The following is a 23,422-nucleotide window of genomic DNA, read 5'->3' as shown; positions in this document are numbered from 1 at the left end:
GCGGGCGGCTTGTCCACAGATTATGTTGGCAAGCGTGTGGACAACCGTCCAGCAACGGCAACAAGCCATTGATCGGAAAGGGTTTGTCGTGCGTGCGCGGCAAATGCGCCGGACCGGGGCAAGCGCGCGCCCGCGTTGGTTCTCGTCGCCGTCTGGCAAGCCGACGCGGAATTCATGAAGCGTCAGCCGGGATTCATCTCGACGCAGCTTCATCGCGCGCTCGGCGACAGCCCGATCTACCTGAACTACGCGGTCCGGGATTCGACGCGAAGCCGTCGGCCTGTCCGTCGTCCGCCGTCTCCAGCCCGCACCTGTTCCAGAAGGTCGGCGTGGCCGGTATCTGCACGGCGTGAGCCGGCGTGCGAAGCGTGGCAGCGCGTGGCATCGGCCGAATCGCGAATGCGGACTTCTCCACAGAAAATGTTGGCAAGCTTGTGGATATCCTGCGCACCGCGGCGCTAAACCCTTGATCCGATGGACTTTGGCACGCGTGATGCAGACAAGGCCCGGACAATGGCCATCGCCTTCACCGCTTCGCCGCACATCGCATCACGATGCCACGACGATGTACGTCAGATGGGCGTCGTAACCACTGCACGCATACCGGACCGGCGCTGCGCCACTTACCCACAAATTTTGTTGGCAAGCTTGTGGATATCCTGCGCAAGCCTGCGCTAACCCGTTGATCGGCCTGCGATTCGTGCCGCGCGTCACGGTTTCGGCAATGCGCGGCATCGGCATGCGCGAACACGGACGATCGGGCGCCCGCGCAGCGCCCTGCCGATGCCTTGACGCCCGTGCCCGCAGCGCATCAAGATCACGCAAGCCGCACGCGGGCCGCGCATCGTCGGCCATGCGTGTGGCCGCCCCGGGCCGGCCGTGCCGCCGGCACCGTATCGCGACACCTCACTCCGAGGAAGACCATGGAACACTTCACCGCGTGGCAATGGCTCGTCTCGCTCGTGCTCGTCGCCATCGTCGTCTATCCGTACGTCCGCATCGTGCGGCGCACCGGGCATTCGGGCTGGTGGATCCTGACGATGTTCGTCCCGGTGCTGAACTTCATCATGTTGTGGGTGTTCGCGTTCGCGCGCTGGCCCGCCGTCGACGATCGGCAGCCCTGAGCGTTGCGGTCGCGGCCGCGCGCGAGCTTGTCCACAGATTGTGTTGGCAAGCATGTGGATAGCCCGCGCATACCGCGATCAAGCACTTGATCCGAAAGACTTTGTCCGCGCCGCCTCGAAAACGGCACGACGACACCCGATCGCTCGTTGCAGGCCGCGCCGGCACGTGACGCGCCGGCTGCCGTGCTTGTCCACAGATTGTGTTGGCAAGCGTGTGGATAGCCTGCGCATACCGCGATCAAGCGCTTGATCCGAAAGACTTTGTTCGCGCCGCCTCAAATACGGCACGACGGCGCGCGTCGCGCCGGACGCCGCGGCGCGCGGGCTTGTCCACAATTTTTGTTGGCAAGCATGTGGATATCCTGAGCATGCGCGACCTAAGTCGTTGATCCCACAACGTTTGATCGTGCGGGTCACGACTGCGGCACGGCGCGCCCGCGGCGCTCGCCACGCGCCGTGCCGCGCCGCTCAACCGAACGTCCGCGCGACGATGCGCGCGACCGACGCGATCACGTCGTCCTTCGCCCGTGCGTCGGCTCGCGTCTGCGTGTAGTACACGACCAGCACGATCGGTGCGCGCGACGTCGGCCAGATGACGCCCGCGTCGTTGGTCGTTCCGTAATCGCCGGTACCGGTCTTGTCGCCGACCGTCCATCCGGCGGGCACGCCCGCGCGAATTCGCTTGTCGCCGACCTTGTTGCCACGCAGCCACGCGACGAGCTGCGCACGCTGCGCCGCTGGCAGTGCGTCGCCGAGCGTCAGCACGCGCATGCTGGCGGCCATCGCGGCGGGCGTCGTCGTGTCGCGCGGGTCGCCCGGCAGCGCGGTATTCAGTTCGGTCTCCCATCGATCGAGACGGAACATGTCGTCGCCGATCGAACGCGCGTAGGCCGTTACCGCCGACGGTCCGCCGATCAGCTTCATCAGCAGGTTCGCGGCCGAGTTGTCGCTGTACTGGATCGCGGCCTCGCACAGCGCGGCGACCGTCATGCCCGCGCCGACATGCTTCTCCGACACCGGCGAATAATTGACGAGATCGGCCTTGGTATACGTCACGCGCTGTTGCAGCAGGCCCGGCCGCTCGACGCTCTGCGCGAGCACCGCCGCACTCAGCATCGCCTTGAACGTACTGCAGAACGGAAAGCGCTCGCCCGCGCGATGCTCGATGACGCGGCCGCTCGCCGTGTCGATCGCGCACACGCCGAGACGGCCGCCCGCGTCGCGCTCGAGATCGGCGAGCATCGTCGCCGCCGCGACGGGCGCAATGGCGTCCGCGGCCGCCGCCGCTGCCGCCGCGGCCGGGTCGGGCGCCGCAGCCTGCCGCGACGCGCACGCGGTGACGGTGAGAACGAGCGGCGCCGTCGCGGCTGCCAGCAACAGGGTTCGACGTTTCGATGAGTGGGTCATGTCGGTTGTCTCGTGGTGGAATGGCGGCGAAACGGTGTGGCGTGTCGAAATCGGCCGGCCGCCGAGACAGCACTATCGAGACTTTACGGTTACCCGACAAGCAACGATAATTGAGCGCTGACAAAAGAAATTCTTATGACCAAACTCCGCCCTCATCTCCCGCTCAATGCGTTGCGCGCGTTCGAATCGTCGGCGCGCCACCTGAACTTCACGCGCGCCGGCCTCGAGCTGAGCGTGACCCAGGCCGCGGTCAGCCAGCAGGTGCGCTCGCTGGAGGAGCGGCTCGGTTGCACGTTGTTCACGCGATTGCCGCGCGGCCTCGGGCTGACCGACGAGGGGCGCGCATTGCTGCCGGTGCTGAGCGACGCGTTCAGCCGCATCGAGACTGTGCTCAAGCAGTTCGACGGCGGGCGCTTCCACGAGGTGCTGACGCTCGGCGTCGTCGGCACCTTTGCCCTAGGCTGGCTAATGCCGCGACTGAAGCAGTTCGGCGACACGCACCCGTTCGTCGAGCTGCGGCTGCGGACCAACAACAACGTCGTCGACCTCGCCGCCGAGGGCCTCGATTTCGCGATCCGCTTCGGCGTCGGCAATTGGCCGGCGACGCGCAACGAGCAACTGCTCGATGCGCCGCTCACCGCGCTGTGCACGCCGGACATTGCGCGGCGTCTCGCGCAGCCGGCCGACCTCGCGAACGAAACGCTGCTGCGCTCGTACCGCACCGACGAATGGCTCGGCTGGTTCGACGCCGCACAGCTCGAGCCGTGGGCCGTCAACGGGCCGGTGTTCGATTCGTCCCGGCTGATGGTCGAGGCCGCGATACAAGGTGCGGGCGTCGCGCTCGCGCCCGCCTGCATGTTCGCGCGCGAACTGCAGCTCGGCCAGCTCGCGCGGCCGTTCGACATCGACGTGCGCGCGGGCGGCTACTGGCTCACGTCGCTGAAGTCGAAACCGCTGACGCCCGCGATGACGCTCTTTCGCGACTGGATCGTGGCGGAAGCGGCCGGCGCGGCGCCCATCGAATAAAGCGGCCGCGCTTGTCCACAGAATGTGTTGGCAAGGATGTGGATATCCTGGGTATCCGGGGCCTAAGCCTTTGATCGCGCACGCATTCGTGCGCCGATGCGCGGCGCGGGCAGCCTTTGCGCACGGGCTTCGCGCACCCGTCGCATTCCGGCCGGATCCTCAACGCCTGCGACGCAATCGATTGCGAGTTGTCCACAGATTTTGTTGGCAAGCCTGTGGATATCCGCCCGATCGGGCGCGTAACATCTTGATACAGAAGGGGATTCAGTTCACGGACCTTGGCCGGTCAATGGTGTGGCACCGCAACGATTGTCGAACCGCACGCCGCGCACGCGTGGCGCACCCGGCCGATGGCCGGGCGGTTCTCCACAGATTGTGTTGGCAAGCTTGTGGATATCCTGCGTATCGGGCACCTAACTGATTGAGCGCACGGGGTTTTGTGCTGCGTCTGCCGAATCGGGCAGCGCCAGCCCCGCGCCGCCCGTGCGTCAATGGCGGTCGAGACCGCCGCGCAATTCGCTCGCCTTGTCGCGCAGCGCTTCGTAGCCCGAACGCGCATGCTCGGGCAGGTCGGGATCGCCGATCAGTGCGCCGAGCGTTTCGATCAGGCTGAACAGGATGCCCTTCGCCGCGCCGACCGCGATGCTCTGCGATTCGATCGACTTGTGCAGGTGGTCGACCGCCGCTTCCAGATTCTCGAGCTTGTGCTCGCCGTCGTCGGGCCGATTGTCGGTCGTCATCGTCTACCTCCGCCATCGTTCAAGGGTCACGTCACGATTCTATGCCGCTGCGCGCGAACGTGGCGCGACATCGCGCAACGTTCGCGCGGCACGCCGCTACAGCACCGCGACCACCTTCACGCGGCCCGGCTGCTCGGCTGCGGCGACGACCTGGCCGTCGACGCGGCGGAACGTCAGCGACACGGTTTCGTCGCCGACGCGCAGCGCATCGATCCGCAGCCAGTCGACGCCTTCCGGCAATGCCGGACGCTCGACGCGCACCTCGTGGCGCGACGCGTCGATGCTCACGCCGAGGCACGCCTGCAGCATCATGAACGGCGCGCCGGCCGCCCACGCCTGCGGCAGGCAGGCCACCGGGTACGCGGTCGGCGGTTCGCCGCGCCGGCGCGGGAATCCGCAGAACAGCTCCGGCAAGCGCATCTCGAAGCTCACCGCCGCCTCGAACAGCGCGCGCAGCAGATTCACCGCCGCCGTCTTGTCGCCGTAGCGCGCGAGGCCGCGCGCGATGAGCGCATTGTCGTGCGGCCACACCGAGCCGTTGTGATAGGCCATCGGGTTGAAACGCGGCTGTCCGGCCGCGAGCGTGCGGATGCCCCACCCCGTCTGGAACAGCGCCGAGCCGAGCACGCCGGCGACCGCCGCGCCGCGCTCGGCGTCGGGCAGCCCGAACGCAAGCAGGTGGCCCGCGTTCGACGCGAACACGCGGCACAGGTCGCCATGGCCGTCGAGCGCGATCCCGTAGAAATTGCCTTCCGGCATCCAGAACAGCGCGTCGACCTGCTCGCGCAGCGTCTTCGCGCGCAACGCGTAGCGCGTCGCGTCGGCCGCATGGCCGCGCCGGTGCGAGCACGCCGACATCGCGTCGAGCGCCGCGCATGCATAGGCCTGCACTTCGACGAGCGCGATCGGCCCGTCCGGGAAACGGCCGTCCGCGTGGAACACCGAATCGTGGCTGTCCTTCCAGCCCTGGTTCGCGAGGCCGCGCTCCGACGTGCGCTGATAATCGAGCAGTCCGTACGGATTGCGGTCGCACTTGTCGATCACCCATTGCGCGGCGCGCTCGAGCGCGGGCCACAGCTCGTCGATCAGCGCATCGTCGCCGGTGCGCTCGACATAGGCGCCCGCGAGCACGATGAACAGCGGAGTCGTATCGACGCCGCCGTAGTACAGCGCGAACGGCACCTCGCCCGTCGCGGCCATCTCGCTGCGGCGGAACTCGTGCATGATCTTGCCGGGCTCCGCGTCGCGGAACGCGGAGGTCTCGCGCGCCTGATGCTCGGCGAGAAAACGCAGCACGCCGCGCGCGAGCGACGGCTGCAGCCACAGCATCTGCAGCGACGTGATGATCGCGTCGCGACCGAACGGCGTCGAGAACCACGGGATGCCCGCATACGGGTACGGCCCCGTGTCGAGCTGCGTGGTGAGCAGCCCGAGATCCGCGAGCGAACGATCGAGCCATGCGTCGAACAGCGGATTGCCGGTGTTCACGCGCGCCATCGACTCGCGCCGCGCCCGCATCTCGCGATGCACGCCGACAAGCGCGGTGCGCAGCGCGACGCGGCCGCATCCGGGCCCTTCGCCCTGCGCGGGGCCGAGCGTCGCGTCGACGGTCAGGTAGATCGACACGCACGCCTGCGCGGCGATCGTCAGCGTGTAGTCGGCGCGATCGACCGACAGCGCGTCGGGCGCCGGCGAGAAATGCACGGTCACGTTGCGCTCCACGCGGTCGAGGCCGTCGTAGCGCAGCCGCACCGCGCCGGCGTCGACGCGCGGCGCACCCACCGTGCCGCGCTTCGGCCGCTGCGTGCCGCGCACTTCGAACATGTCCTTGAAATCGGCCGCGAACGACAGCGACAGCGGCACCTCGGCTTCGCTCGCGCCGTAGTTCGTCAGCGTCAGCGCTTCGTACAGCACGTCGCCCGCGAGCACGCGCATCCGCTCGATGTGGATCACGCCCTCGGGTGTCTCGTGGCCGCCGAGCGGCGGCAGCGGGCGGTTCGTCAGGTGCGCGGTGAACGACGCATTGTCGGCGCTCGTCGCGCCCGACAGCAGCGACGGCGCACGGCCGCCGAACGTCAGGCGCCAGGTCGACAGCACGCGCATGTCGTCGACGAACAGGCCGTCGTCATGCCCGCCGATGTCGCCGAGCGCGTCGCTGACCACGAACGCGTCGCCGGATTTCAGCACGTACTGGTTGTTGCGCGCGATCGCCTGCGGATCGGCTTCGGGCGCGATGAAAGCGGGACCCGACGCGGTGGTCGGGGCAATCGGCGCGACTTGCGGCGCCTGCGTCGTCGTGGCTTCGGCGTGATTCGGCATCGATGCTCCTGTGTCGAGGCGCAACGCGCGGCGCGCGTCGCGTGTTTCGCACAGGATAGGCCAGAACGGCGCACGTGCGCAGCGCCGAAACGGCCGCGACGGGATACGACGAAGCACCGTCGCATGGCGTCGCGTACAGGCACGTCGATTGCCGGTCGGAATGGCCGCAGGATCTTGCCGAGGATCGCGTTGTCGCGCACGCCAGTGTCATACCGGCCGCTGTAACGCGAGGCCGAGCGTCAGGCGCTGCGTGACGTTCGCGACGATGTCGGCTTCGAGCACCGCGCCGTCGCGAGCAATCGGCACGCCCGACAGACGGAACGACGTGCCGCCGTCCGCGAACGTGAATGCCGACGACGGCCGCACGGTGCCGAACGCATGCCGTCAGCCGACCGTGCCGCGTGCGGTGAACGTGCCGCTCGCGATCGCGCCGAGCGGCGACGCCGCACGCAGGCGGCGCGTCGAGACGCCGACGCGGGTCGCCTCGCCGCCGGCGCGCAGCACCCGCGCCCGTCCGTGCAACGGACGATGCCGGCCACGCGGGCCGGCAACAGGGAGATCGAAAGAATGTGAAGCCTGCACTGCGGCGCCCGACCGGCACCGCCCCGGCTCAATCGACCGGGCACATCGCGAGCCGCCCCATCGCCTCGCCGGCGCCGCGCACCGCACAGGTGGCCGGCTCGTCGGCGATCCGCGCGACCAGCCCGGTCTCGTCGTACAGCAGGCGTTCGAGCCCGGCGAGCAGCGCGCCGCCGCCGGTGAGCACCACGCCGCGATTCGCGATATCGGTCACGAGTTCGGCCGGCGCGTTTTCCAGCACCGACTTCACCGCGCCGATCACCTGCTTGAGCGGCGCGGCCAGCGCGTCCGCGACGTCGTGATTGGACAGCTCGACCGAACGCGGCAGGCCGTCGCCGATGCCGCGGCCGACGGCGCGGGTCGACGTGCGCGGCACCGCGCTGGTGGCCGAGCCGATCGTCTTCTTCACGTGCTCCGCCGTCTGCTCGCCGAGCAGCACGCCATACAGGTTGCGGACATGGTTGACGATCGCCGCGTCGAACTGGTTGCCGCCGACGCGAATCGCCTCGCGGTACACGATGCCGCCGAGCGCGATGACGGCGACTTCGGTCGTCCCGCCGCCGATGTCGATGACCATCGAGCCGACCGCCTCGGTCACCGGCAAACCCGCGCCGAGCCCGGCCGCGAGCGATTCCTCGATCAGTTCGACCTCCGATACGCCGGCCGCGAACGCGGCCTCGCGGATCGCGCGGCGCTCGACGGCCGTCGCGTCGGACGGCACGCACAACGTGACCTCGACGCGGCGGCCGAAGCGCGAGCGCGTGCGCGACATGTCGATGAAGCTGCGAATCATCTGTTCGGCCGCGTGCGCGTCCGCGATCACGCCGTGCCGCATGGGCCGCACGGATTCGAGATGCCCCGGTTCGCGGCCGAGCAACGCCTTCGCGAGCTCGCCGACGGCCTCGAGCGTCGGCCGCGCGTCGGTTGCGCCGCCCTTGCGGAAGCAGACGACCGACGGCTGGTTCAGCACCACGCCGCGTTCGTGCGTATAGATCCGCGTACTTGCCGTTCCCAGGTCGATCGCAACGGGTTGCGCAAACAACTTTCCGAACAGCGGAGTCGACATATTTCAAACCTTTGTGAGGGAACGGGCCGGGACAGCCGCGCCGCACGTTTTGCCGCGCGTCCATGCCGTCCCATCACGAGCTTAGCGGCAAATCGTTCCGATACTTTAGGCAATTCCCATGATTTTTTCGCGACGAAATTGCCGAATGTGGCGTTTCGGGTACGTCCGGCTACGCAACGGCCTCTCGCGTCGGGCCTGTAAAACACGGTAATCTCTCGGTCTTGCCTGCTCCCGGCAGGCCTCAGACGCACGATCACGCCAGGTATGTTCGCCATGACAGCGACCGTTTTCTTCCGCTGGGCGCCGGTGCGCCCGCTCTGCACGACGCTCGTTGCCTTCTGGTGCTGCACGGTCGCCGCGCAACCGCTGCCGGCCACCGAAGCCGCCGCTGCCCAGACCGTTGCCGCTGCCGCCGACGCGCCGGCTGCCGCCGCACCTGCCGCACCCGCCGCGTCGGCGCACAGCTGCACGGCCGACGGCGGCCCGGCCGGCCGGCCGTCGATCGGCCTCGTGCTGTCCGGCGGCGGCGCGCGCGGCTACGCACACCTCGGTGTCCTGAAAGTGCTGGCGGACAACCGGATTCCGATCGACTGCATCGCGGGCACCAGCATGGGCGCCGTGGTCGGCGGCCTGTATGCGAGCGGGATGGCGGCCGACGAGATGCAGAAGCGGCTGTCGGAGGTCAATCTGGCGGATATCGCGTTCGACGTGACGGACCGCGCGGACCTGCCGCAAACCAGCCGGGAAGACGAACGCCTGTACATCAACGGGCTGACGCTCGGCTTCGGCAAGAAAGGCGTCAAGGCGCCGGTCGGGCTCGTACAGGGCAACCGGCTGCAGGCGCTGCTCGCGGACTGGACGGCCGCCGTGCCGACCAACCAGCCGTTCGACCACCTGCCGATCCCGTACCGCGCGGTCGCGACCGACCTGCAGACGGGCCAGATGGTCGTGCTCGACCACGGCTCGCTGCCGCTCGCGATTCGCGCGAGCATGGCGATGCCGGGCCTGTTCGCGCCGGCCGAGATCAACGGGCGCGCGCTGGTGGACGGCGGGCTCGTCAGCAACCTGCCCGTCGACACCGCGCGCCAGATGGGCGCGAACATCGTGATCGCCGTCGACATCGGCTCGCAACTGCGCCCGCTCGACGCGCTCGCGTCGCCTGCCGACGTGATGCAGCAGATGGTCGGCATCCTGATCCGCCAGAACGTGACCGCGCAGCGCAAGCAGCTCGACGCGCACGACGTGCTGCTCACGCCGGACCTCGGCTCGCTCGCGTTCACCGATTTCCAGAACGCGAAGCAGGCGATTGCCGCCGGCGAGGCCGCCGCGACCGCGGCGCTGCCGAAACTGCGGCGTTTCGCGCTCACGCCGGAACAGTACGCGGCTTACCGGTCCGCGCACGCGCAGCCGCTCCCGCCGCCGATCCGGATCACGCGCATCGACATCAAGACGAGCGGCGGCGTGCCGAAGCGCGTCGTCAGCAACGCGCTGCACGTGAAACCCGGCGACATCTACGATCCGAAGACCGTCAGCCAGGATCTGCTCGGGCTCACGACCGGCGGCAACTTCGAGAGCGTCACGCAGCAGATCGTGAGCCGCGGCGACGACAACGTGCTCGAGATCAACGCGCGCGAGAAGTACTGGGGGCCCAACTTCCTGCTGTTCGGGCTCGGCATGTCGAGCAGTTCGACCGACGAAGGCGGCTTCCGCCTGCACGTCGGCTACCGGCGGCCGTGGCTCACCGAATCGGGGCTCGAATTCCGCGCGGACACGACGATCGGCAGCGACCTGCAGTCGGCACGCGTCGAATTGCGCCAGCCGCTGTCGACCGCGTACGGCGTGTATCTGTCGCCGTACGCCGAATACCAGCGTCGCTATGCGAACCTGTACGACAACTCCGGCGACGTGAAGATCACGCAGTACCTGATGCAGACGGCACGCGCGGGAATCGATCTGGGCCTGCCGATCGCGCGGCTCGGCGATTTCCGGATCGGCGTCGGTTACGTGACCGGGCACGGCTCGCCGACCTACAACGTGCCGTTCGACGACGGCAGCGGCCAGACGCTGCTGTGGCCGAGCTTCACGTCCCAGGCGCTGGTCGCGCGGGCGCGGCTCGTGATCGATCAGCTCGACGATCCGATGTTCCCGCGCAAGGGCTATTTCGGCGAACTGCGGGTCGACCGCTCGCTCGTGTCGCGCAACGGCGGCTCGGCGCAGGAATTCGACGACGGGATCAACAACGCGCCCTATACCGAGATCTACGGCAAGGCGATGATTGCGCAGCAGTTCGGCCGACACAGCGTCAGCGCGACGATCGAAGGCGGCAAGAGCATCGGCGGCACCAACCTGATCAACGCGTTCAACTTCACGCTCGGCGGCTTCCAGCATCTGTCCGCCTATGCGGCCGATCAGCTGAACGGCAACGAGCTGGCGTACGGGCAGATCACGTACATGAACCAGTTGATGACGTTCAATGCATCGCCGATCAAGGCGCTGTCGGTGGGCGCCAGCGCGGAAGTCGGCAACGTCTGGTCCAGCGGCCAGCAGATCGGCGGCGGCTCGCTCAAGCAGAGCTACACGTTCTTCACGAGCCTGTCGACCGCGTTCGGGCCCGTCTACATCGGCGTCGCGCTCGCGCCCGGCGGCCGACGCAACTTCTACCTGCAACTCGGCCGCACCTACTGAGCATGCGCGGATGCCGCTTCGGCGGCGTCCGTGGCGCGCGTGCGCCCGCCGGCAGCCTGCGTCTTCGCGATTGCCGTCGATCGGCCCGCGCGCAGCGTGGCGCTAGACCGGCCAGCTGATCTCGAACCGCGCGCCGCCGAGCTCGACCGGATCGACGACCGCGATCCGACCGTTGTGCGCGTGGAGCACCTGTCGCGTGATCGACAGGCCGAGCCCGTAGCCGCCGGTGCGACGGTCGAGGCGCACGAACGCGTCGAAGATCCGTTCGCGCTCGCTCTCGGGCACGCCGGGGCCGTCGTCCTCGACGAAGATCCCGATGTTGCCGTGCAAGAGCGAGATCCCGACGACGATCCGCGATTTCGCGTACTTGCTCGCGTTGCGCAACAGGTTGCGCATCGCATACGACATCAGCCGCCGATCCATCTTCACGCGCAGATCCGGCCCGATCGCGATGCGCGACTCGATCGTGCGATCCGGATACAGCAGTTGCGCGTCGTTCACCTGGTGCTCGAACCACGCGACCGGCGCGGTCATCTCGAGGTTCGACTGCAACGAGCTGTATTCGAGCCGGGCATACGTGAGGCTCATGTCGATCAGCTCCTCGAGCTCGGTCACGTCCTGCGCGATGCTCTCGAGCGCGCCCTGGTATTCGGCCGCCGAACCCGGTTCGCGCAGCATTTCGAGCGCGAAGCGCACGCGCGCGAGCGGCGTGCGCAGTTCATGCGAGATCCCGTTCGTCAGATCGCGCTGCGCGGCGATCAGCCGTTCCATGCGCATCGCGAGCGCATTCAGCGTGCGCGCGAGCGGGCCGATGATCACGCTGTGCGATTCGCGCGCGCGGGTGTTGAAGCGCCCGCCGGTGAAGTCGATCGCGCGCTCGCGCACCATCACCAGATCCGACCACACCGGCCGCATCCACCGGTACGCGGCAAGCGCGGGCGCCGTGAACACGAACGCCAGCACGATCCAGATGTCGCCCGGCAGCGAGTCGAACGCATGCCACACGACCTGCGGCGACAATTCGACGGACAACGCGAGCGCGGGCACCAGCGCGGTCAGCAAGACGAGGCCGAGCAGATGCACGTAGGTGCGCACGTACAGGCGCGACCAGCTCGGAATGCGGTCGGCGCGCGTGTCGGTCCACGCGCGACGGAAATGCAGCCAGCGCCATTTGACGTAGCGCAGCGTCGGCAGCGGCGGTGCATCGGGGCGAGAACGGGTTCGTCGGATCATCGCGGCTCCCGGCCGGCGGGCGGAATGCCCGCGCGGAACGTGACGGCGTCGCACGACGGCGGCGTCATTCCCACGCGTGCTTGCTGAATTGATAACCCTTGCTGCGGATCGTCTTGATCCGCTGCGGGTTGCTCGCGTCGTCGCGCAGCTTGCGGCGCAGCTTCGAGATGCGCCCGTCGATCGTGCGGTCGAGACCGTCGAATTCGACGCCGCGCAGCTGCAGCATCAGATCGTCGCGGCTGACGACTTCGCCCGCATGACACACGAGCGCCCACAGCAGGTCGAATTCGGCCGACGTCAGGTCGGGCGTGCTGCCGTCGGGCAGCACGACGGTGCGGTCGGTGCGGTCGATCGAGAACTTGCCGAACGCGTAGCGCTCCGGTTGCGGCGCGGTGCTCTCGGCCGCGCGCACGGGCGCGCGGCGCAGTTGCGCCTTGATCCGCGCGAGCAGGATGCGCGGCTCCACCGGCTTGTGCACGTAGTCGTCCGCGCCGAATTCGAGGCCGAGCAGCTCGTCGAACGGCTCGTCGCGCGCCGTCACCATGATGATCACGCCGTCGTACTGCTTGCGCGCCTCACGGCAGATTTCGAAGCCGTCCTTGCCCGGCAGGTTCACGTCGAGGATGACGAGATCGGGACGAATGGACAGGATCGCCGGCACCGCGGCGTCACCATGCAGCACAGTATCGACTTCGTAGTCGTTCTTGCGCAGGTAGCCGGCGATCAGCGTGGACAGGCGGGTGTCGTCTTCGACGAGCAGGATGCGAAAAGACATGGGCGGCGTTCGGATCATCGGAGAAGCCGCGGCGGCGGCGCCGGCCGGTGCCGGACGCCGGCCAGCGGCCGAAACGTACCGCATGATACTGCGCCCGCCGCTCGCCTGTTTGCCGGTCTTGAAAATAAGGGCGCGATTTCGGCCGCGCTTGACGAATCGGCGCCGGGACGGTTCCATACGGGCTCGCCGGAATCCGGCCTGCCTCTACCCTGCCTGACGCGATGAATTACCAGACGATCCTCGAACGCATCCACGCCGAACTCGCCCCCTGGATTGGCCGGGGACGGGTGGCCGACTACATTCCCGAACTCGCGAAAGTGCCCGCCGACAAGTTCGGGATGGCCGTCGTGACGCTCGACGGAAACGTTTACACCGTCGGCGATGCGCACGAGCGCTTCTCGATCCAGAGCATCTCGAAGCTGTTCGCGTGCACGCTCGCGTTCCAGTTGCTGGGCGACGCGCTGTGGGAACGGGTCGGCCGCGAGCCGTCCGGCACCGCATTCAATTCGCTGGTCCAGCTCGAAAGCGAGCGCGGCAAGCCGCGCAACCCGTTCATCAACGCGGGCGCACTGGTCGTCACCGACGTGCTGTGCCGCCGCTTCGTGAAGGCCGAGACGGCGCTCGTCGAATTCGTGCGGCGGCTGATCGGCGCGAACGACATCGACTACGACTCGCGCGTCGCAACATCGGAGTTGCAGCACGCGGAGCGCAACCGCGCGATGGCGCATTTCATGGCGAGCTTCGGCAACATGCAGATGCCGCCCGACACGGTGATCGACGCGTATTGCCGCCAGTGCGCGATCACGATGAACTGCGTCGAGCTCGCCAGCGCCGCGCTGTTTCTTGCGAACGGCGGCGTCGCGCCGGCGACCGGCGAGCGGATCGTCGATTCGAGTTCCGCGAAGCGGCTGTCGGCGCTGATGCTGACCTGCGGGACATACGATGCGGCCGGCGATTTCGTGTATCGCGTCGGGCTGCCGGCGAAGAGCGGCGTCGGCGGCGGGATCGTCGCGGTGCTGCCCGGGGAGATGGCGGTGTGCGTGTGGGCGCCGGGGCTGGATGCGAACGGGAATTCGTTGGCGGGGACGCTGGCTTTGGAATGGTTGACGACTTATACGGGCAGGTCGATTTTCTGAGGTGGCGAAATTGAGCGCGTCTTATTTGGCGCAATGGCGGCAGGTAAATATCGGCATATCCTTCCGAAGGCCCATACAAAATTAAAAAATGAAAATATTGCTCATCGCTTCACTAGGAATTTCATTGTTTTCTCAAACACCCGCAGCCTTTGCGGATAATGACAACGGGAAAAAGATATTCCTGGCGAGATGCGCCATGTGCCACGGAGCAGACGCCCGAGGAACGGGACCATTGGCCAATAAAAGCAGTCCGCCTACGCCCGATCTTACGACACCCGCTTTCAAAAAACGGCTTAGTGATTATCCGGGTGTTATCGTTTCATCCATCATACTTCGCCCAAACGGAGATCTGATTCCGAAAACCTTGCGGGAAAATGGCATAAAGCTGCCCCCACATCCATGGACGGTTAAAGATTTTCGCGATCTGAATCAATATATGACTGAATTGATTTCAAAGAAATAGCACGGTGACCCGAGATGGATCGGCCGGGCGATTCATCCATTCGTTGCATCGACGGGCCGAACCCGCACAGTACGGCGGTCGCTCGCCGGGATATCGTGGCTGACAGGTCGTCGGCCGACGCTCACGCGTGAGCGTCAGTCCGGCATCCCGTTATGGTCTCCGAGCGGCCGGGTGGGCCAGTCCACCCATCGGTCCGCGCGGGTCAGTTCGTACGCTTCGTTGAGCGGGTAACGAATGCGGTTGTCGTCGCGAGGACGTTCGCCGATCACCATCAACCTGACTTCATCCTTCGTATTGTTGATGAAGGTGTGACAAATTCCGGTACCTGCCGGAAACGCGACGGAATCGCCCTCGGCAATGGGGTGAAGCACGCCGTCGATCCATACATCGGGCTTGCCTTCGAGCACGTACACAAACTCCTGCTCGGTACTTTCGGCGTGCGGATATGATGTCCGCCGTCCGGGCAGAAGTCTGACATGATGGATCCCGATACGCGTGATGCCGAGTGCGGCCGAAAGCGGCGCATCGAGCGCCATTGGCTCGGTATCGCCGCGATAGGAATGCGCATCCGGTTCTTCGAGTTCAGTCCAGTGCTTGATGAAATCTGGCCGGCTCATCGGGTGTTCTCCTTTAAGAGGAACGTCCATGATAGCGGCTTGCGGAAACGACAAAAATGCGTTCGTGGCGCGGCATTTCGGATGTTGGGCTGCAACCGTCGCGCGTGGCCGTTTTGCCGATCCCGGCCGTTGGCGGCTGCGTGGCGCCCGCATGGTTCATTCCGAAGGAATCACACCCGAACTTATATTTCCGCCGGTCCGGGCACGCTGGTGCCGACGTGACTCGCGACATATACCGCACCACCGTTTTTCCGACATTCCGAAGCGATTACTGGAGAACGCCACGCATGAATCCGGACAACGCATCAGCAATCGCAACCCCTGCCCGCGCGGACGCCGGCAGCAGTTCCTCCTCGCCGATCCCGCCCATCGTGCCATCCAAAACCGCGCTGCTGGTCATGCATTACCAGACCGATATCCTCGGGCTCTTCCCGTCGGTCGCGCCCGAGCTGCTCGCCAATACGCGCCGTCTCTGCGACGCGGCGCGAGCCGCCGGCATCGGCGTCTGGTTCGCGAATCTGCGCTTCCGCCCCGGCTATCCGGAAGTCAGCCCGCGCAACAAGAACGGCCAGGGCATCAAGCAGCTCGGCCTCTTCATCGACGACGCCCCGTGTCCCGAACTGGCCAGGCAGCCCGACGAACCGCTGATCGTCGCCCATCGCGCGAGCGTATTCTTCGGCACCGATCTGCAGGCGCGGCTCGTCGCACAGGGCGTCGATTCGCTGATCATGGTCGGCATCGCATCGACCGGCGTGATGCTGTCGTCGATCGCCCACGCGAGCGACGCCGATTTCGGCCTCTACACGGTCAAGGATTGCTGCTACGACCCGGACCCGATCGTCCACGAGCATCTGTTCGCCACCGCGTTCGAATCGCGCACGACGGTGCTGTCGCTCACGGAGGCGCTGCGGCTGCTGGCGTGACGACGGACTCGTCGCACCGCCGTTCGACACCATGCATCCGACGGCGGGCTTACCGCGCGGCCACGCCGATCCCCGCCAGAATGAGATCGATGCCGGCCAGGAACTGCGCGCGCTCGTCGTGCGCGGCCAGTTGCTCGGCCACCTTCCGCACGAACGGGTACTGCGCCGGTTCGAGCTGCGCCCACCGCTCGGCCACAGTCGCGACGATCGCCTGCTGCCCCGCCTCGCGCGGATGCAGCCGCGCACCGGCCGCGTATTGGCCGGCCAGCCCGAAGATGTAATGCATCAGCGCCGACGCCGCATTGAATTGCGCGGACTCGGGCACACCCAGCGCCTGAAGCTGACCGCCGATGCGCTCCAGGATCCTCGGCACCGCGTGCTGCCACGGCTCCCGGAACAACTGCGCCCCCACCCACGGATGCGCGCCGAACGCGTCGAACAAGCGCAGCGCGACGCGCCGGATCGCGTCCGCCGCATCGCCGTCGCGCTCCGTCGGCACGTCCGTCAGCGCAGCCTCGATCACTTGATCCGCGGCCGCCGCGAGCAGGTCCTGCTTGTCGGCGACATGCCAATAGATCGCACCGCTTCCGGTCGCCAGGTGCGCGGCAAGCGCGCGAAACGTCAGCGCGCCCTCGCCTGAATGGTCGAGTATCCCGATCGCGGCCTCGACGATCCGCTCTTTCGACAGCGCGTCCGCGCGCCGCTCGGTCCGGTTGCTGGTTTTCATGCGCGCTAGCTTGACACATCTGGAACATCGTTCCAATATCCCGCCGATGGAACGACATTCCATTACTTTCCCGGAGGGGTGCTCTGCTGGCGCGTAGGGCCTTCTCGACCACACCGGGCCCACCCTGGCCCGAAACCGAGCCACCGATGAATGAGCCCGTGACCCATGACGTCGCGATCGCCGGAGCCGGCCCTGTCGGCCTGTTTCTCGCGTGCGAATTACGCGTCGCCGGCGCCTCCGTGCTGGTGGTCGAACAGGCGGACGATCCGGAATCCCCGCTGAAGCATCTCCCGTTCGGCATGCGCGGCCTGTCCGCGCCGAACATCGACGCGTTCTACCGTCGCGGCTTGCTCGACGGCATCGCGCTACCGTCCCGTGCAAAGGACACCGCGCACTGGATGCAGCAATCGCGTCGGCCGGCCGGCCATTTCGCCGGCATCCAGTTCTTCCACGACGACGTCGATACGTCGCAGTGGCCATATCACCTGCCCGGCCCGGCCGGCACGCACATGGCGACGGACATGGCGCGGGTCGAATCGGTGCTGACCGCCCGCGCGCACGCAACGGGCGTCGAGATCCGGCGCGGCCTCGCCGTCGAAGGCTTCGATCAGTCGGACGATGGCGTCACGCTGCACGCAGGCGGCGAGACATTCCACGCACGCTGGCTCGTCGGCTGCGACGGCGGGCGCAGCGCGGTCCGCAAGGCCGGCGGCTTCGCGTTCGCCGGCACCGACGCCGAGTTCACCGGCTACTCGATCGAAGCCGAGTTCGCCGATCCGGGCACGCTGCTGCCGGGCCGTCACCACACGGCGGCCGGGATGTACACCTACACGCCGCCCGGAACCGTCGCGCTGGTCGAATTCGACGGCGGCGCATTCCACCGGAGCGGGCCGGTGACGCGCGAGCATGCGCAGGCCGTGCTGCGCCGCGTGTCTGGCACCGGCGTCACGTTGACCGCGCTTCGGCTCGCCGCCACGTGGACCGATCGCGCGTACCAGGCATCGACGTACCGCAACGGCCGCGTGCTGCTCGCGGGCGATGCCGCGCACATCCACTCGCCGCTCGGCGGGCAAGGGCTCAATCTCGGGCTCGGCGACGCGATGAATCTCGGCTGGAAGCTGGCCGCGACGATCCGCGGCGACGCGCCGGACGGGCTGCTCGACAGCTACACGGACGAACGGCATCCGGTAGGCGCGCGCGTGCTCGACTGGTCGCGTGCGCAGGTCGCGCTGATGCGGCCGTCCCCGGGTTCGCGCGCGCTCGCGGCGATCATGCGCGATCTCGTCGACACGCGCGACGGCGCGACGTACTTCGCCGAACGCCTGTGGGGCGTGTCGCTCGCGTACGATCTCGGCGGCGGCCATCCGCTCGTGGGCCACGGCGTTCCCGACTTCGAACTGGCCGACGGCACGCGGCTCGGCGAACACGTCAGGCACGGCAAGGGCGTGCTGCTGGACTTCGATGCGAACCCATCGCTTCGGGCACTGGCAAGCCGATGGCGCGACCGGATCGCGTATCTCGCGAGCGACGCGAAGGACCGGCTCGACTTGCGTGCGGTGCTGGTGCGCCCCGACGGCTTCGTCGCATGGGCCGGCGACGACGATGCGGACGTGGACGCATTCACGCATGCGGCCACGCGGTGGTTCGGCGTGCCGTCCGCGGCGCGTTGAGCACAGCCGCCCGGCGCAGGCAGCGGTGGTGTCTTGCCGACCGACAAACCTGCATGCGCGCCGTCAACGGCACGCGCGACATGCTCGAAGCCCATACCGCCCGTCCCGCCGCGGCCCTGACCGCTCGCGACGTGCGCGATATCGCGCACGTCAGCCGCGCCCCGTCACTTCGCGATGAACACACCCGACGTCGGGCACGTGCCCTGCGTATTGCCGTCCGTCACGAGCGACGCCGCGCTCGGAAACTGCGCGGTCGCATTCGTCTTCACCGCGATCCAGGCTTCGGTGAAGTAGCTCACGCCGTTCGTCTTCGTGCACTTCAGCGACACCGCGCTACGCGTGTTGCTGCCGAACGCGCCTTCGAACGCCGACAGCAACTGGTTACGCGTGACCGTCTTGCCCGCGTTCGCTTGCAGGAACGCGTTGAACGACGTGTTGCCCAACCGGCTGATCATGCCCGACGCCTGATTCCAGTAAGCATCGGGCGTCGCCGAATTCGAACACGTGCCGTGCTTGAACCATTCGTGCTTGTCGAGACACGATGCGACGCCCGGCATGTACGTCGACAGCGTGTTGCGGGTCGCGCTGCTGATCGGGTATGCGTCCATGCTGCACCACTGGTGCGCGTTGTCGAGGTCGATGTCGCTCTGCGGCACGCCGCAATAGAACGGCTGATTGCCGTCGTAGCGGTTCGGCCACAGCCCGTGCAGCGACAGGCTCGTCGCCGCATACGAGCCGGCGAGGTTCGTGCATTCCGGCGTGTCGTGCGACGCGCAGAAACCCGGCTCCCACGACGCGGCGAGCAACAGGTAGTCGTAGCTGGTCTGCGCGGCGGCGTGCAGTGAAACGGAAGCGACGGCGAGTGCGGCAGCGGCGCGGGCGAGCGTCTTGAGCATGGCGTGTTTCCTCGGAAAGGGCTTGCGGTCGCGGGATGCGCCGCAAGGTTGTCGAATGTCTGCCCGCGATTGTTGCCGACGCAACATGGCACGAATGTGAAGGTGGACGAAAGAATGCGCGATCGCTCACGTGCCGAGCTGCGTGCACGCGCGCGCCGACGCTTCGGGGCCCTCGAGCGCGAGAATCTGCCACACGCCGATGCTGACGCGCTGGCGCGCCGCCGTCGACGCATCGGCCAGCAACGCCTCGACACGCGGTGCGACGTCGGGCGCCTTCTGCCGCAGCGCCGCGTGGTGCCGCGCACGCGACGCCGGTTCGGGCTCGTACACGTCGCAAAGGCGCACCATGCCGGCGAGGCCGGCCAGATCGTCGTCCTTGTCGATCGCGGCCGGCTCGACGGGCGCGAGCCCCTTGCGCTCTTCCGGCGGCAGCTTGTTGCGCGCGCCTTCGTCGATCGTCGTGGCGGAAGCCGGCGGCAGGCCACCGATCGCCGCGACGATCCGGCTGCCCGCGGCGATCATGTCGCCCTGGCACGCGATCTTCTCGGCGGCCGCGACGTTCGAGCAGAACGACACCGACGTCCGGTACACGTCGTTGCTCATGCGCGGCACTTCGTCCGTGTCCGCCTGCGCGAGACCGGCGCTCGCCAGCGTCAGCGCGGCGGGAATCAGGATGCGGAACGCCTTCGTGTTGTTCATTGTCGTCGTCCGCGGGGGCTGATGGCAGGCAATATCGCGGCGCCGCGCGAAGGCGCGCCTCGTGACGCCGGGCCCGCGTCCGGCGCCACGCGTTTCACTTCATCGACGCCGCCTCCGATCCGCCGGGCGACAGCGCCGCGCTGTCCTGCTCGCGCCACGCGCGGCGCGACGCCATGATCGCGCTCACGGCCGAGCGCGCGACCTTCCACCACGCGAACGGACGCGGATCGGCGAGCATGCTGAGCGCGCGCGCATAGTCGAGCGTGAGCCCGGGCGTCCACGCCATCGTCACCGCACGCTTGCGGATCTGCGCGGCCACCCACAGCTCGGGCGTGAGCAGCAGCCGCACGAACGCGCCCCACCCGGCCCGCGCGCCCTTCAGCCGCCACACCGCGCCGTCGAGCGCGGCTTCGAGCGCATTCGACACAGAGCTCGAGCAGTTGCGGTGCGTGAGGTTGTACGTCGTGTTCTGCCGGTACGACGACCAGAACGCATCGAGCTTAGCCGGATCGTAGTTGCGGATGCGCACGCGCACCGTCGACGGACACCACGCTTTCGACTCGGTCGCATAGTCGGGCTGGAACAGGCCCGGCACATCGTTCTCGCGCGTCGCACGCAGGATGCGCGTGAATTCGTCCGGAGAACGATCGATTTCGACGCCCGGATACAGGCTGATGTAGATGCCCTCCGGCGACTCCAGCGCCGCATGGCCGGTCGAGATCACGCCGTTGACGTCCACCGCCGCGATGTAGCGGTCGATCACCGGATAACGCTGCGCTTCGGCCTTCGACGTGCCGGTCGGCGTCCACACGTGCACGGTGAGCGCCCGCTCGCCGTCGGCCGGCGGGCCGTCCCATTCGGATTGCGCGAACTGCGGCAGGTCCGGCGCATCGTCGAGATCCGGCGCCAGCGCCGGCGCGGGCGACGTCGCGAACGCCGGGTTGCGTGTCAGCCGCCGCACGCGTGCGGCAAGGCTCAGCATGTGCATCCCGCCGAACGTCAGCAACAGGCCGAGGCAGTACGGCACGGTGCCCACGTAGTGTGTCGGGTACGGCTGGAAGAAGAAGATCGCCAGCAGGATCTCGACGACGCCCCATGCGAACGCGACGTGCCAGCGGCGATAGCGCACCATCCATGCGGACGTGCATTGCAACAGCCCGTCGACGAGAAACAGCGTGCCGAAGATCATCGACAGCAGGAAGTGGCCGTGATGATGGCCGGCGAACACGAGCCCCGCGGCCACCACCACCGCGATGCCCTTCACGTAGCGCAGGATGCGCTGCCCGCCGACCCCGCTGCCGGCCACCGCGAGCGTCGCGAGTCCCTCGACCAGGAACAGCCATGCGAACAGCTCGATCGGAAAATGCAGCGCGCCGTCGAGCGCATCGACGAAAATGCCGACGCCCGCGACGACCCACAGCCAGCCCAGCACGGTCAACCCGCGCCAGCGGGTTCGCAGATATTCGATGCCCAGCAGCAGCAACACCAGTCGTACCATTGCGCCCTCGTATCTTTTTCGGGAGACGCGCGGCCTCGCGCTCCCTGTCGTTGCGACCGCGCGTCGGGCGACGCACCGGCCGGAAGGCGGTCATCGTTGCCGGCGCGTCATGTCGTCCACACGATCGATGGCGGCCGGCACGCGCCGCTCTGGCCGAATAATAAGATATGGTGAGACCGGTTGAAAGCCTCTCGAAAACGATTCCGACGGGGCGCGCCCGGCAACGTTGCCACAGGAGCATCGTCATGAATGCCTCACCGCTTCATCCGTCCTCGCTCGGCCCGCAACTCAAACGCTGGCGCGCGCTGCACCGCGTGAAGCAAAACCATGCGGCCGAGCTGTTCGGCGTCGCGCAATCGACGATCTCGCGCTGGGAGGCCGGCCTCCAGCAGATGTCGCCCGACGAGCGCGCGACGGCCGAACGGCTGCTCGCCGCGCGCTTCGATTCCGCCGGCGACCACGCACTCGCGCGGCTGATCGCCGGCAGCGCGGGCCGCATGCATCTCGTGTGCGACCTCACGCACCGTCTGCTTGCCAGCTCGCCGGCGCGCGCGGCCGAGTTCTCGCAGCCGCTTTCGACGCTGCTCGACACGTCGCTGTGGCGCTACGCGACGCCGGAAATCGTTCGCATGGAAGCCGCGCTCGCCCCGCTCGGCTGGCACGACCGCGCGGGGCCGCCGAGCGTCGAGTTCGACACCGGCGCGAATGCGTCGCGCGTCGTGCCGATTCGCGGCAGCCGGTGCCGGTGGACACGGATGACGTTGTCGGACGGCTCGGCCGTGCGGCTCGTGGAAACGCTCGACGCGCACTGACGCCCACGCATATTTCATGCGTGGACGAAGCGCGGCCGGCCGGCGTACGCTTGACGGCTCATCGCAAGGATGCCGACCATGAATCCCGAGACGATCCACGCGCGGCTCGCTTTCCTGCGCGAAGCCGAACGCCTGAAGGACGTGCTGCGCAGCGGCTACACGTCGGCCGGGCGCCCCGAAAGTACGGCAGAGCACAGTTGGCGGCTGTGCCTGATGGCGCTCGTGTTCGCCGACGCGCTGCCGGGTGTCGACACGCTGAAGCTACTCAAACTGTGCGTCGTCCACGACCTCGGCGAGGCGCTGCACGGCGACATTCCCGCGATCGAGCAGGACGCACACCCCGACAAGAGCGCGCACGAACGCGACGACCTGCTGACGCTGAGCGCGCCGCTCGATCGCGCGGTGCGCGACGAGATCGTCGCGCTATGGGATGAATACGAGGCAGCCGCCTCGCCGGAAGCCCGCGCGGCGAAGGCGCTCGACAAGCTCGAAACGATCCTGCAGCACAACCAGGGCAGCAATCCGCCCGATTTCGACTATGCGTTCAATCTCGGCTACGGGCGTCGCTACACCGACGCCGCGCCGCTGTTCCGCGCGATCCGCGAGATCGTCGATGCCGACACGCAGCGCAGGATCGACGCGGGCGATTGCCGCGCGTAAGTGCGCGGCACGGCGGTAGCACAAGACACCCTGTTGCCGTACCCGTCGCCGACTGTTCGGTGCGTCCCTGGTCACTAGCGGCGCGCGAACCTCTCCACCCAGAAGCCATTTCCGACTGACACGACGGGCAAAGCCGCCGCGCGTCGCATTCGGTACCGGCACGGACGGGCTACATATCTGCCCGCCTTCTCTACCGTGCGCCCCACGCGAAGGCCATCTGTTCAATGCCTTCGCCCCCATCCGGGCAGTCCGCCCGCTGCTTTTGCCGGACTGGACACACCATCCACGCCATTCTCCAACGGCGCTCCAATTTCCTGCCCGGATAAGCGAAACCCTTGGCCCTGACGCTCGCGAGGATTCCGAATCA

At 67.6% G+C, this 23,422-nt stretch carries 20 protein-coding genes and 2 pseudogenes; 10 read left to right on the top strand and 12 right to left on the bottom strand.

Annotated features, from left to right (window positions below):
* Positions 1 to 144: 144 nt before the first annotated feature.
* Together WS96_RS34450 and WS96_RS08510 are read left to right on the top strand one after the other, a co-directional pair.
* Positions 145 to 353, top strand: a pseudogene (locus WS96_RS34450) (antibiotic biosynthesis monooxygenase family protein); the annotation flags it as partial.
* A 570-nt stretch (positions 354 to 923) separates the two neighbouring features.
* A complete protein-coding gene (locus WS96_RS08510; protein ID WP_059831843.1) occupies positions 924 to 1,124 on the top strand; it encodes a hypothetical protein in 201 nt (66 codons plus the stop codon).
* Between the two features lie 468 nt (positions 1,125 to 1,592).
* Here WS96_RS08510 and blaPEN-B read toward each other — a convergent pair whose 3' ends face one another.
* The gene (gene blaPEN-B, locus WS96_RS08505) at positions 1,593 to 2,531 is read right to left on the bottom strand and encodes a PEN-B family class A beta-lactamase (protein ID WP_059831842.1); all 939 of its coding nucleotides are present in this window, start codon (positions 2,529 to 2,531) and stop codon (positions 1,593 to 1,595) included.
* A 135-nt stretch (positions 2,532 to 2,666) separates the two neighbouring features.
* Here blaPEN-B and penR point away from each other — a divergent pair, with 135 nt between their 5' ends.
* Positions 2,667 to 3,557 carry a beta-lactamase transcriptional regulator PenR gene (gene penR, locus WS96_RS08500; RefSeq protein WP_034204367.1) on the top strand — a complete coding sequence of 297 codons (891 nt, stop codon included), beginning with the start codon at positions 2,667 to 2,669 and terminating at the stop codon, positions 3,555 to 3,557.
* A gap of 488 nt (positions 3,558 to 4,045) precedes the next feature.
* Here penR and WS96_RS08495 read toward each other — a convergent pair whose 3' ends face one another.
* The 4 genes and pseudogenes from WS96_RS08495 to WS96_RS08485 form a co-directional block, all read right to left on the bottom strand.
* Positions 4,046 to 4,297, bottom strand: coding sequence for a hypothetical protein (locus tag WS96_RS08495; protein ID WP_006482135.1), 252 nt, complete (start codon positions 4,295 to 4,297; stop codon positions 4,046 to 4,048).
* Between the two features lie 96 nt (positions 4,298 to 4,393).
* On the bottom strand, positions 4,394 to 6,616 hold the full coding sequence (locus WS96_RS08490; RefSeq protein WP_059831840.1) for an amylo-alpha-1,6-glucosidase: 2,223 nt from the start codon (positions 6,614 to 6,616) through the stop codon (positions 4,394 to 4,396).
* Positions 6,617 to 6,774: 158 nt separating this feature from the next.
* Positions 6,775 to 7,132: pseudogene (locus WS96_RS34875) on the bottom strand (autotransporter domain-containing protein); the annotation flags it as partial.
* Between the two features lie 94 nt (positions 7,133 to 7,226).
* Positions 7,227 to 8,261: a rod shape-determining protein gene (locus WS96_RS08485; protein WP_059831838.1), complete on the bottom strand. Its 1,035-nt coding sequence runs from the start codon at positions 8,259 to 8,261 to the stop codon at positions 7,227 to 7,229.
* Between the two features lie 273 nt (positions 8,262 to 8,534).
* Here WS96_RS08485 and WS96_RS08480 point away from each other — a divergent pair, with 273 nt between their 5' ends.
* Positions 8,535 to 10,946: a patatin-like phospholipase family protein gene (locus tag WS96_RS08480; protein WP_059832129.1), complete on the top strand. Its 2,412-nt coding sequence runs from the start codon at positions 8,535 to 8,537 to the stop codon at positions 10,944 to 10,946.
* 102 nt (positions 10,947 to 11,048) lie between these two features.
* Here the strand turns inward: WS96_RS08480 and WS96_RS08475 are convergent, their stop codons facing one another.
* Both WS96_RS08475 and WS96_RS08470 read right to left on the bottom strand, forming a co-directional pair.
* On the bottom strand, positions 11,049 to 12,179 hold the full coding sequence (locus WS96_RS08475) for an ATP-binding protein (protein WP_034204363.1): 1,131 nt from the start codon (positions 12,177 to 12,179) through the stop codon (positions 11,049 to 11,051).
* A 64-nt stretch (positions 12,180 to 12,243) separates the two neighbouring features.
* On the bottom strand, positions 12,244 to 12,954 hold the full coding sequence (locus tag WS96_RS08470) for a response regulator (RefSeq protein WP_059793443.1): 711 nt from the start codon (positions 12,952 to 12,954) through the stop codon (positions 12,244 to 12,246).
* 221 nt (positions 12,955 to 13,175) lie between these two features.
* On the opposite strand from WS96_RS08470, the gene WS96_RS08465 reads away from it, so the two are divergent.
* Both WS96_RS08465 and WS96_RS32055 read left to right on the top strand, forming a co-directional pair.
* Entirely contained in the window at positions 13,176 to 14,090 is a 915-nt protein-coding gene (locus WS96_RS08465) for a glutaminase (protein ID WP_059831836.1), read from the top strand.
* Between the two features lie 88 nt (positions 14,091 to 14,178).
* Entirely contained in the window at positions 14,179 to 14,553 is a 375-nt protein-coding gene (locus tag WS96_RS32055) for a cytochrome c (RefSeq protein WP_082720220.1), read from the top strand.
* A 134-nt stretch (positions 14,554 to 14,687) separates the two neighbouring features.
* Here the strand turns inward: WS96_RS32055 and WS96_RS08460 are convergent, their stop codons facing one another.
* Positions 14,688 to 15,170, bottom strand: a complete 483-nt coding sequence (locus tag WS96_RS08460) for a cupin domain-containing protein (protein WP_034204359.1) — start codon at positions 15,168 to 15,170, stop codon at positions 14,688 to 14,690.
* A 287-nt stretch (positions 15,171 to 15,457) separates the two neighbouring features.
* Here WS96_RS08460 and WS96_RS08455 point away from each other — a divergent pair, with 287 nt between their 5' ends.
* Positions 15,458 to 16,093, top strand: coding sequence for an isochorismatase family cysteine hydrolase (locus tag WS96_RS08455; RefSeq protein WP_059831834.1), 636 nt, complete (start codon positions 15,458 to 15,460; stop codon positions 16,091 to 16,093).
* Positions 16,094 to 16,142: 49 nt separating this feature from the next.
* Here the strand turns inward: WS96_RS08455 and WS96_RS08450 are convergent, their stop codons facing one another.
* Positions 16,143 to 16,820 carry a TetR/AcrR family transcriptional regulator gene (locus tag WS96_RS08450; RefSeq protein ID WP_059831832.1) on the bottom strand — a complete coding sequence of 226 codons (678 nt, stop codon included), beginning with the start codon at positions 16,818 to 16,820 and terminating at the stop codon, positions 16,143 to 16,145.
* 146 nt (positions 16,821 to 16,966) lie between these two features.
* On the opposite strand from WS96_RS08450, the gene WS96_RS08445 reads away from it, so the two are divergent.
* On the top strand, positions 16,967 to 18,490 hold the full coding sequence (locus tag WS96_RS08445; protein ID WP_059831830.1) for an FAD-dependent monooxygenase: 1,524 nt from the start codon (positions 16,967 to 16,969) through the stop codon (positions 18,488 to 18,490).
* Between the two features lie 164 nt (positions 18,491 to 18,654).
* On the opposite strand, the gene WS96_RS08440 is transcribed toward WS96_RS08445, so the two are convergent.
* From WS96_RS08440 to WS96_RS08430, 3 genes are all read right to left on the bottom strand, one after another.
* Entirely contained in the window at positions 18,655 to 19,386 is a 732-nt protein-coding gene (locus WS96_RS08440) for a ribonuclease T2 (protein WP_034204357.1), read from the bottom strand.
* Between the two features lie 126 nt (positions 19,387 to 19,512).
* On the bottom strand, positions 19,513 to 20,085 hold the full coding sequence (locus tag WS96_RS08435) for a hypothetical protein (RefSeq protein ID WP_059831828.1): 573 nt from the start codon (positions 20,083 to 20,085) through the stop codon (positions 19,513 to 19,515).
* Positions 20,086 to 20,179: 94 nt separating this feature from the next.
* On the bottom strand, positions 20,180 to 21,583 hold the full coding sequence (locus WS96_RS08430) for an HdeD family acid-resistance protein (RefSeq protein ID WP_059831827.1): 1,404 nt from the start codon (positions 21,581 to 21,583) through the stop codon (positions 20,180 to 20,182).
* 245 nt (positions 21,584 to 21,828) lie between these two features.
* On the opposite strand from WS96_RS08430, the gene WS96_RS08425 reads away from it, so the two are divergent.
* Entirely contained in the window at positions 21,829 to 22,395 is a 567-nt protein-coding gene (locus tag WS96_RS08425) for a helix-turn-helix domain-containing protein (protein ID WP_059831825.1), read from the top strand.
* Positions 22,396 to 22,473: 78 nt separating this feature from the next.
* A complete protein-coding gene (locus WS96_RS08420) occupies positions 22,474 to 23,055 on the top strand; it encodes an HD domain-containing protein (protein ID WP_059831823.1) in 582 nt (193 codons plus the stop codon).
* Positions 23,056 to 23,422 lie beyond the last annotated feature (367 nt).

It is taken from the genome of Burkholderia sp. MSMB1835 (genome assembly GCF_001526365.1).
GTDB lineage: Bacteria > Pseudomonadota > Gammaproteobacteria > Burkholderiales > Burkholderiaceae > Burkholderia.
This window is presented reverse-complemented; position numbering and strand designations above follow the sequence as displayed.

Bases quoted from the DNA above. Each gene is read 5' to 3' on its own strand.
- WS96_RS08510 (WP_059831843.1), top strand. From the start codon at position 924: ATGGAACACTTCACCGCGTGGCAATGGCTCGTCTCGCTCGTGCTCGTC.
- blaPEN-B (WP_059831842.1), bottom strand. From the start codon at position 2,531: ATGACCCACTCATCGAAACGTCGAACCCTGTTGCTGGCAGCCGCGACG.
- penR (WP_034204367.1), top strand. From the start codon at position 2,667: ATGACCAAACTCCGCCCTCATCTCCCGCTCAATGCGTTGCGCGCGTTC.
- WS96_RS08495 (WP_006482135.1), bottom strand. From the start codon at position 4,297: ATGACGACCGACAATCGGCCCGACGACGGCGAGCACAAGCTCGAGAAT.
- WS96_RS08490 (WP_059831840.1), bottom strand. From the start codon at position 6,616: ATGCCGAATCACGCCGAAGCCACGACGACGCAGGCGCCGCAAGTCGCG.
- WS96_RS08485 (WP_059831838.1), bottom strand. From the start codon at position 8,261: ATGTCGACTCCGCTGTTCGGAAAGTTGTTTGCGCAACCCGTTGCGATC.
- WS96_RS08480 (WP_059832129.1), top strand. From the start codon at position 8,535: ATGACAGCGACCGTTTTCTTCCGCTGGGCGCCGGTGCGCCCGCTCTGC.
- WS96_RS08475 (WP_034204363.1), bottom strand. From the start codon at position 12,179: ATGATCCGACGAACCCGTTCTCGCCCCGATGCACCGCCGCTGCCGACG.
- WS96_RS08470 (WP_059793443.1), bottom strand. From the start codon at position 12,954: ATGTCTTTTCGCATCCTGCTCGTCGAAGACGACACCCGCCTGTCCACG.
- WS96_RS08465 (WP_059831836.1), top strand. From the start codon at position 13,176: ATGAATTACCAGACGATCCTCGAACGCATCCACGCCGAACTCGCCCCC.
- WS96_RS32055 (WP_082720220.1), top strand. From the start codon at position 14,179: ATGAAAATATTGCTCATCGCTTCACTAGGAATTTCATTGTTTTCTCAA.
- WS96_RS08460 (WP_034204359.1), bottom strand. From the start codon at position 15,170: ATGAGCCGGCCAGATTTCATCAAGCACTGGACTGAACTCGAAGAACCG.
- WS96_RS08455 (WP_059831834.1), top strand. From the start codon at position 15,458: ATGAATCCGGACAACGCATCAGCAATCGCAACCCCTGCCCGCGCGGAC.
- WS96_RS08450 (WP_059831832.1), bottom strand. From the start codon at position 16,820: ATGAAAACCAGCAACCGGACCGAGCGGCGCGCGGACGCGCTGTCGAAA.
- WS96_RS08445 (WP_059831830.1), top strand. From the start codon at position 16,967: ATGAATGAGCCCGTGACCCATGACGTCGCGATCGCCGGAGCCGGCCCT.
- WS96_RS08440 (WP_034204357.1), bottom strand. From the start codon at position 19,386: ATGCTCAAGACGCTCGCCCGCGCCGCTGCCGCACTCGCCGTCGCTTCC.
- WS96_RS08435 (WP_059831828.1), bottom strand. From the start codon at position 20,085: ATGAACAACACGAAGGCGTTCCGCATCCTGATTCCCGCCGCGCTGACG.
- WS96_RS08430 (WP_059831827.1), bottom strand. From the start codon at position 21,583: ATGGTACGACTGGTGTTGCTGCTGCTGGGCATCGAATATCTGCGAACC.
- WS96_RS08425 (WP_059831825.1), top strand. From the start codon at position 21,829: ATGAATGCCTCACCGCTTCATCCGTCCTCGCTCGGCCCGCAACTCAAA.
- WS96_RS08420 (WP_059831823.1), top strand. From the start codon at position 22,474: ATGAATCCCGAGACGATCCACGCGCGGCTCGCTTTCCTGCGCGAAGCC.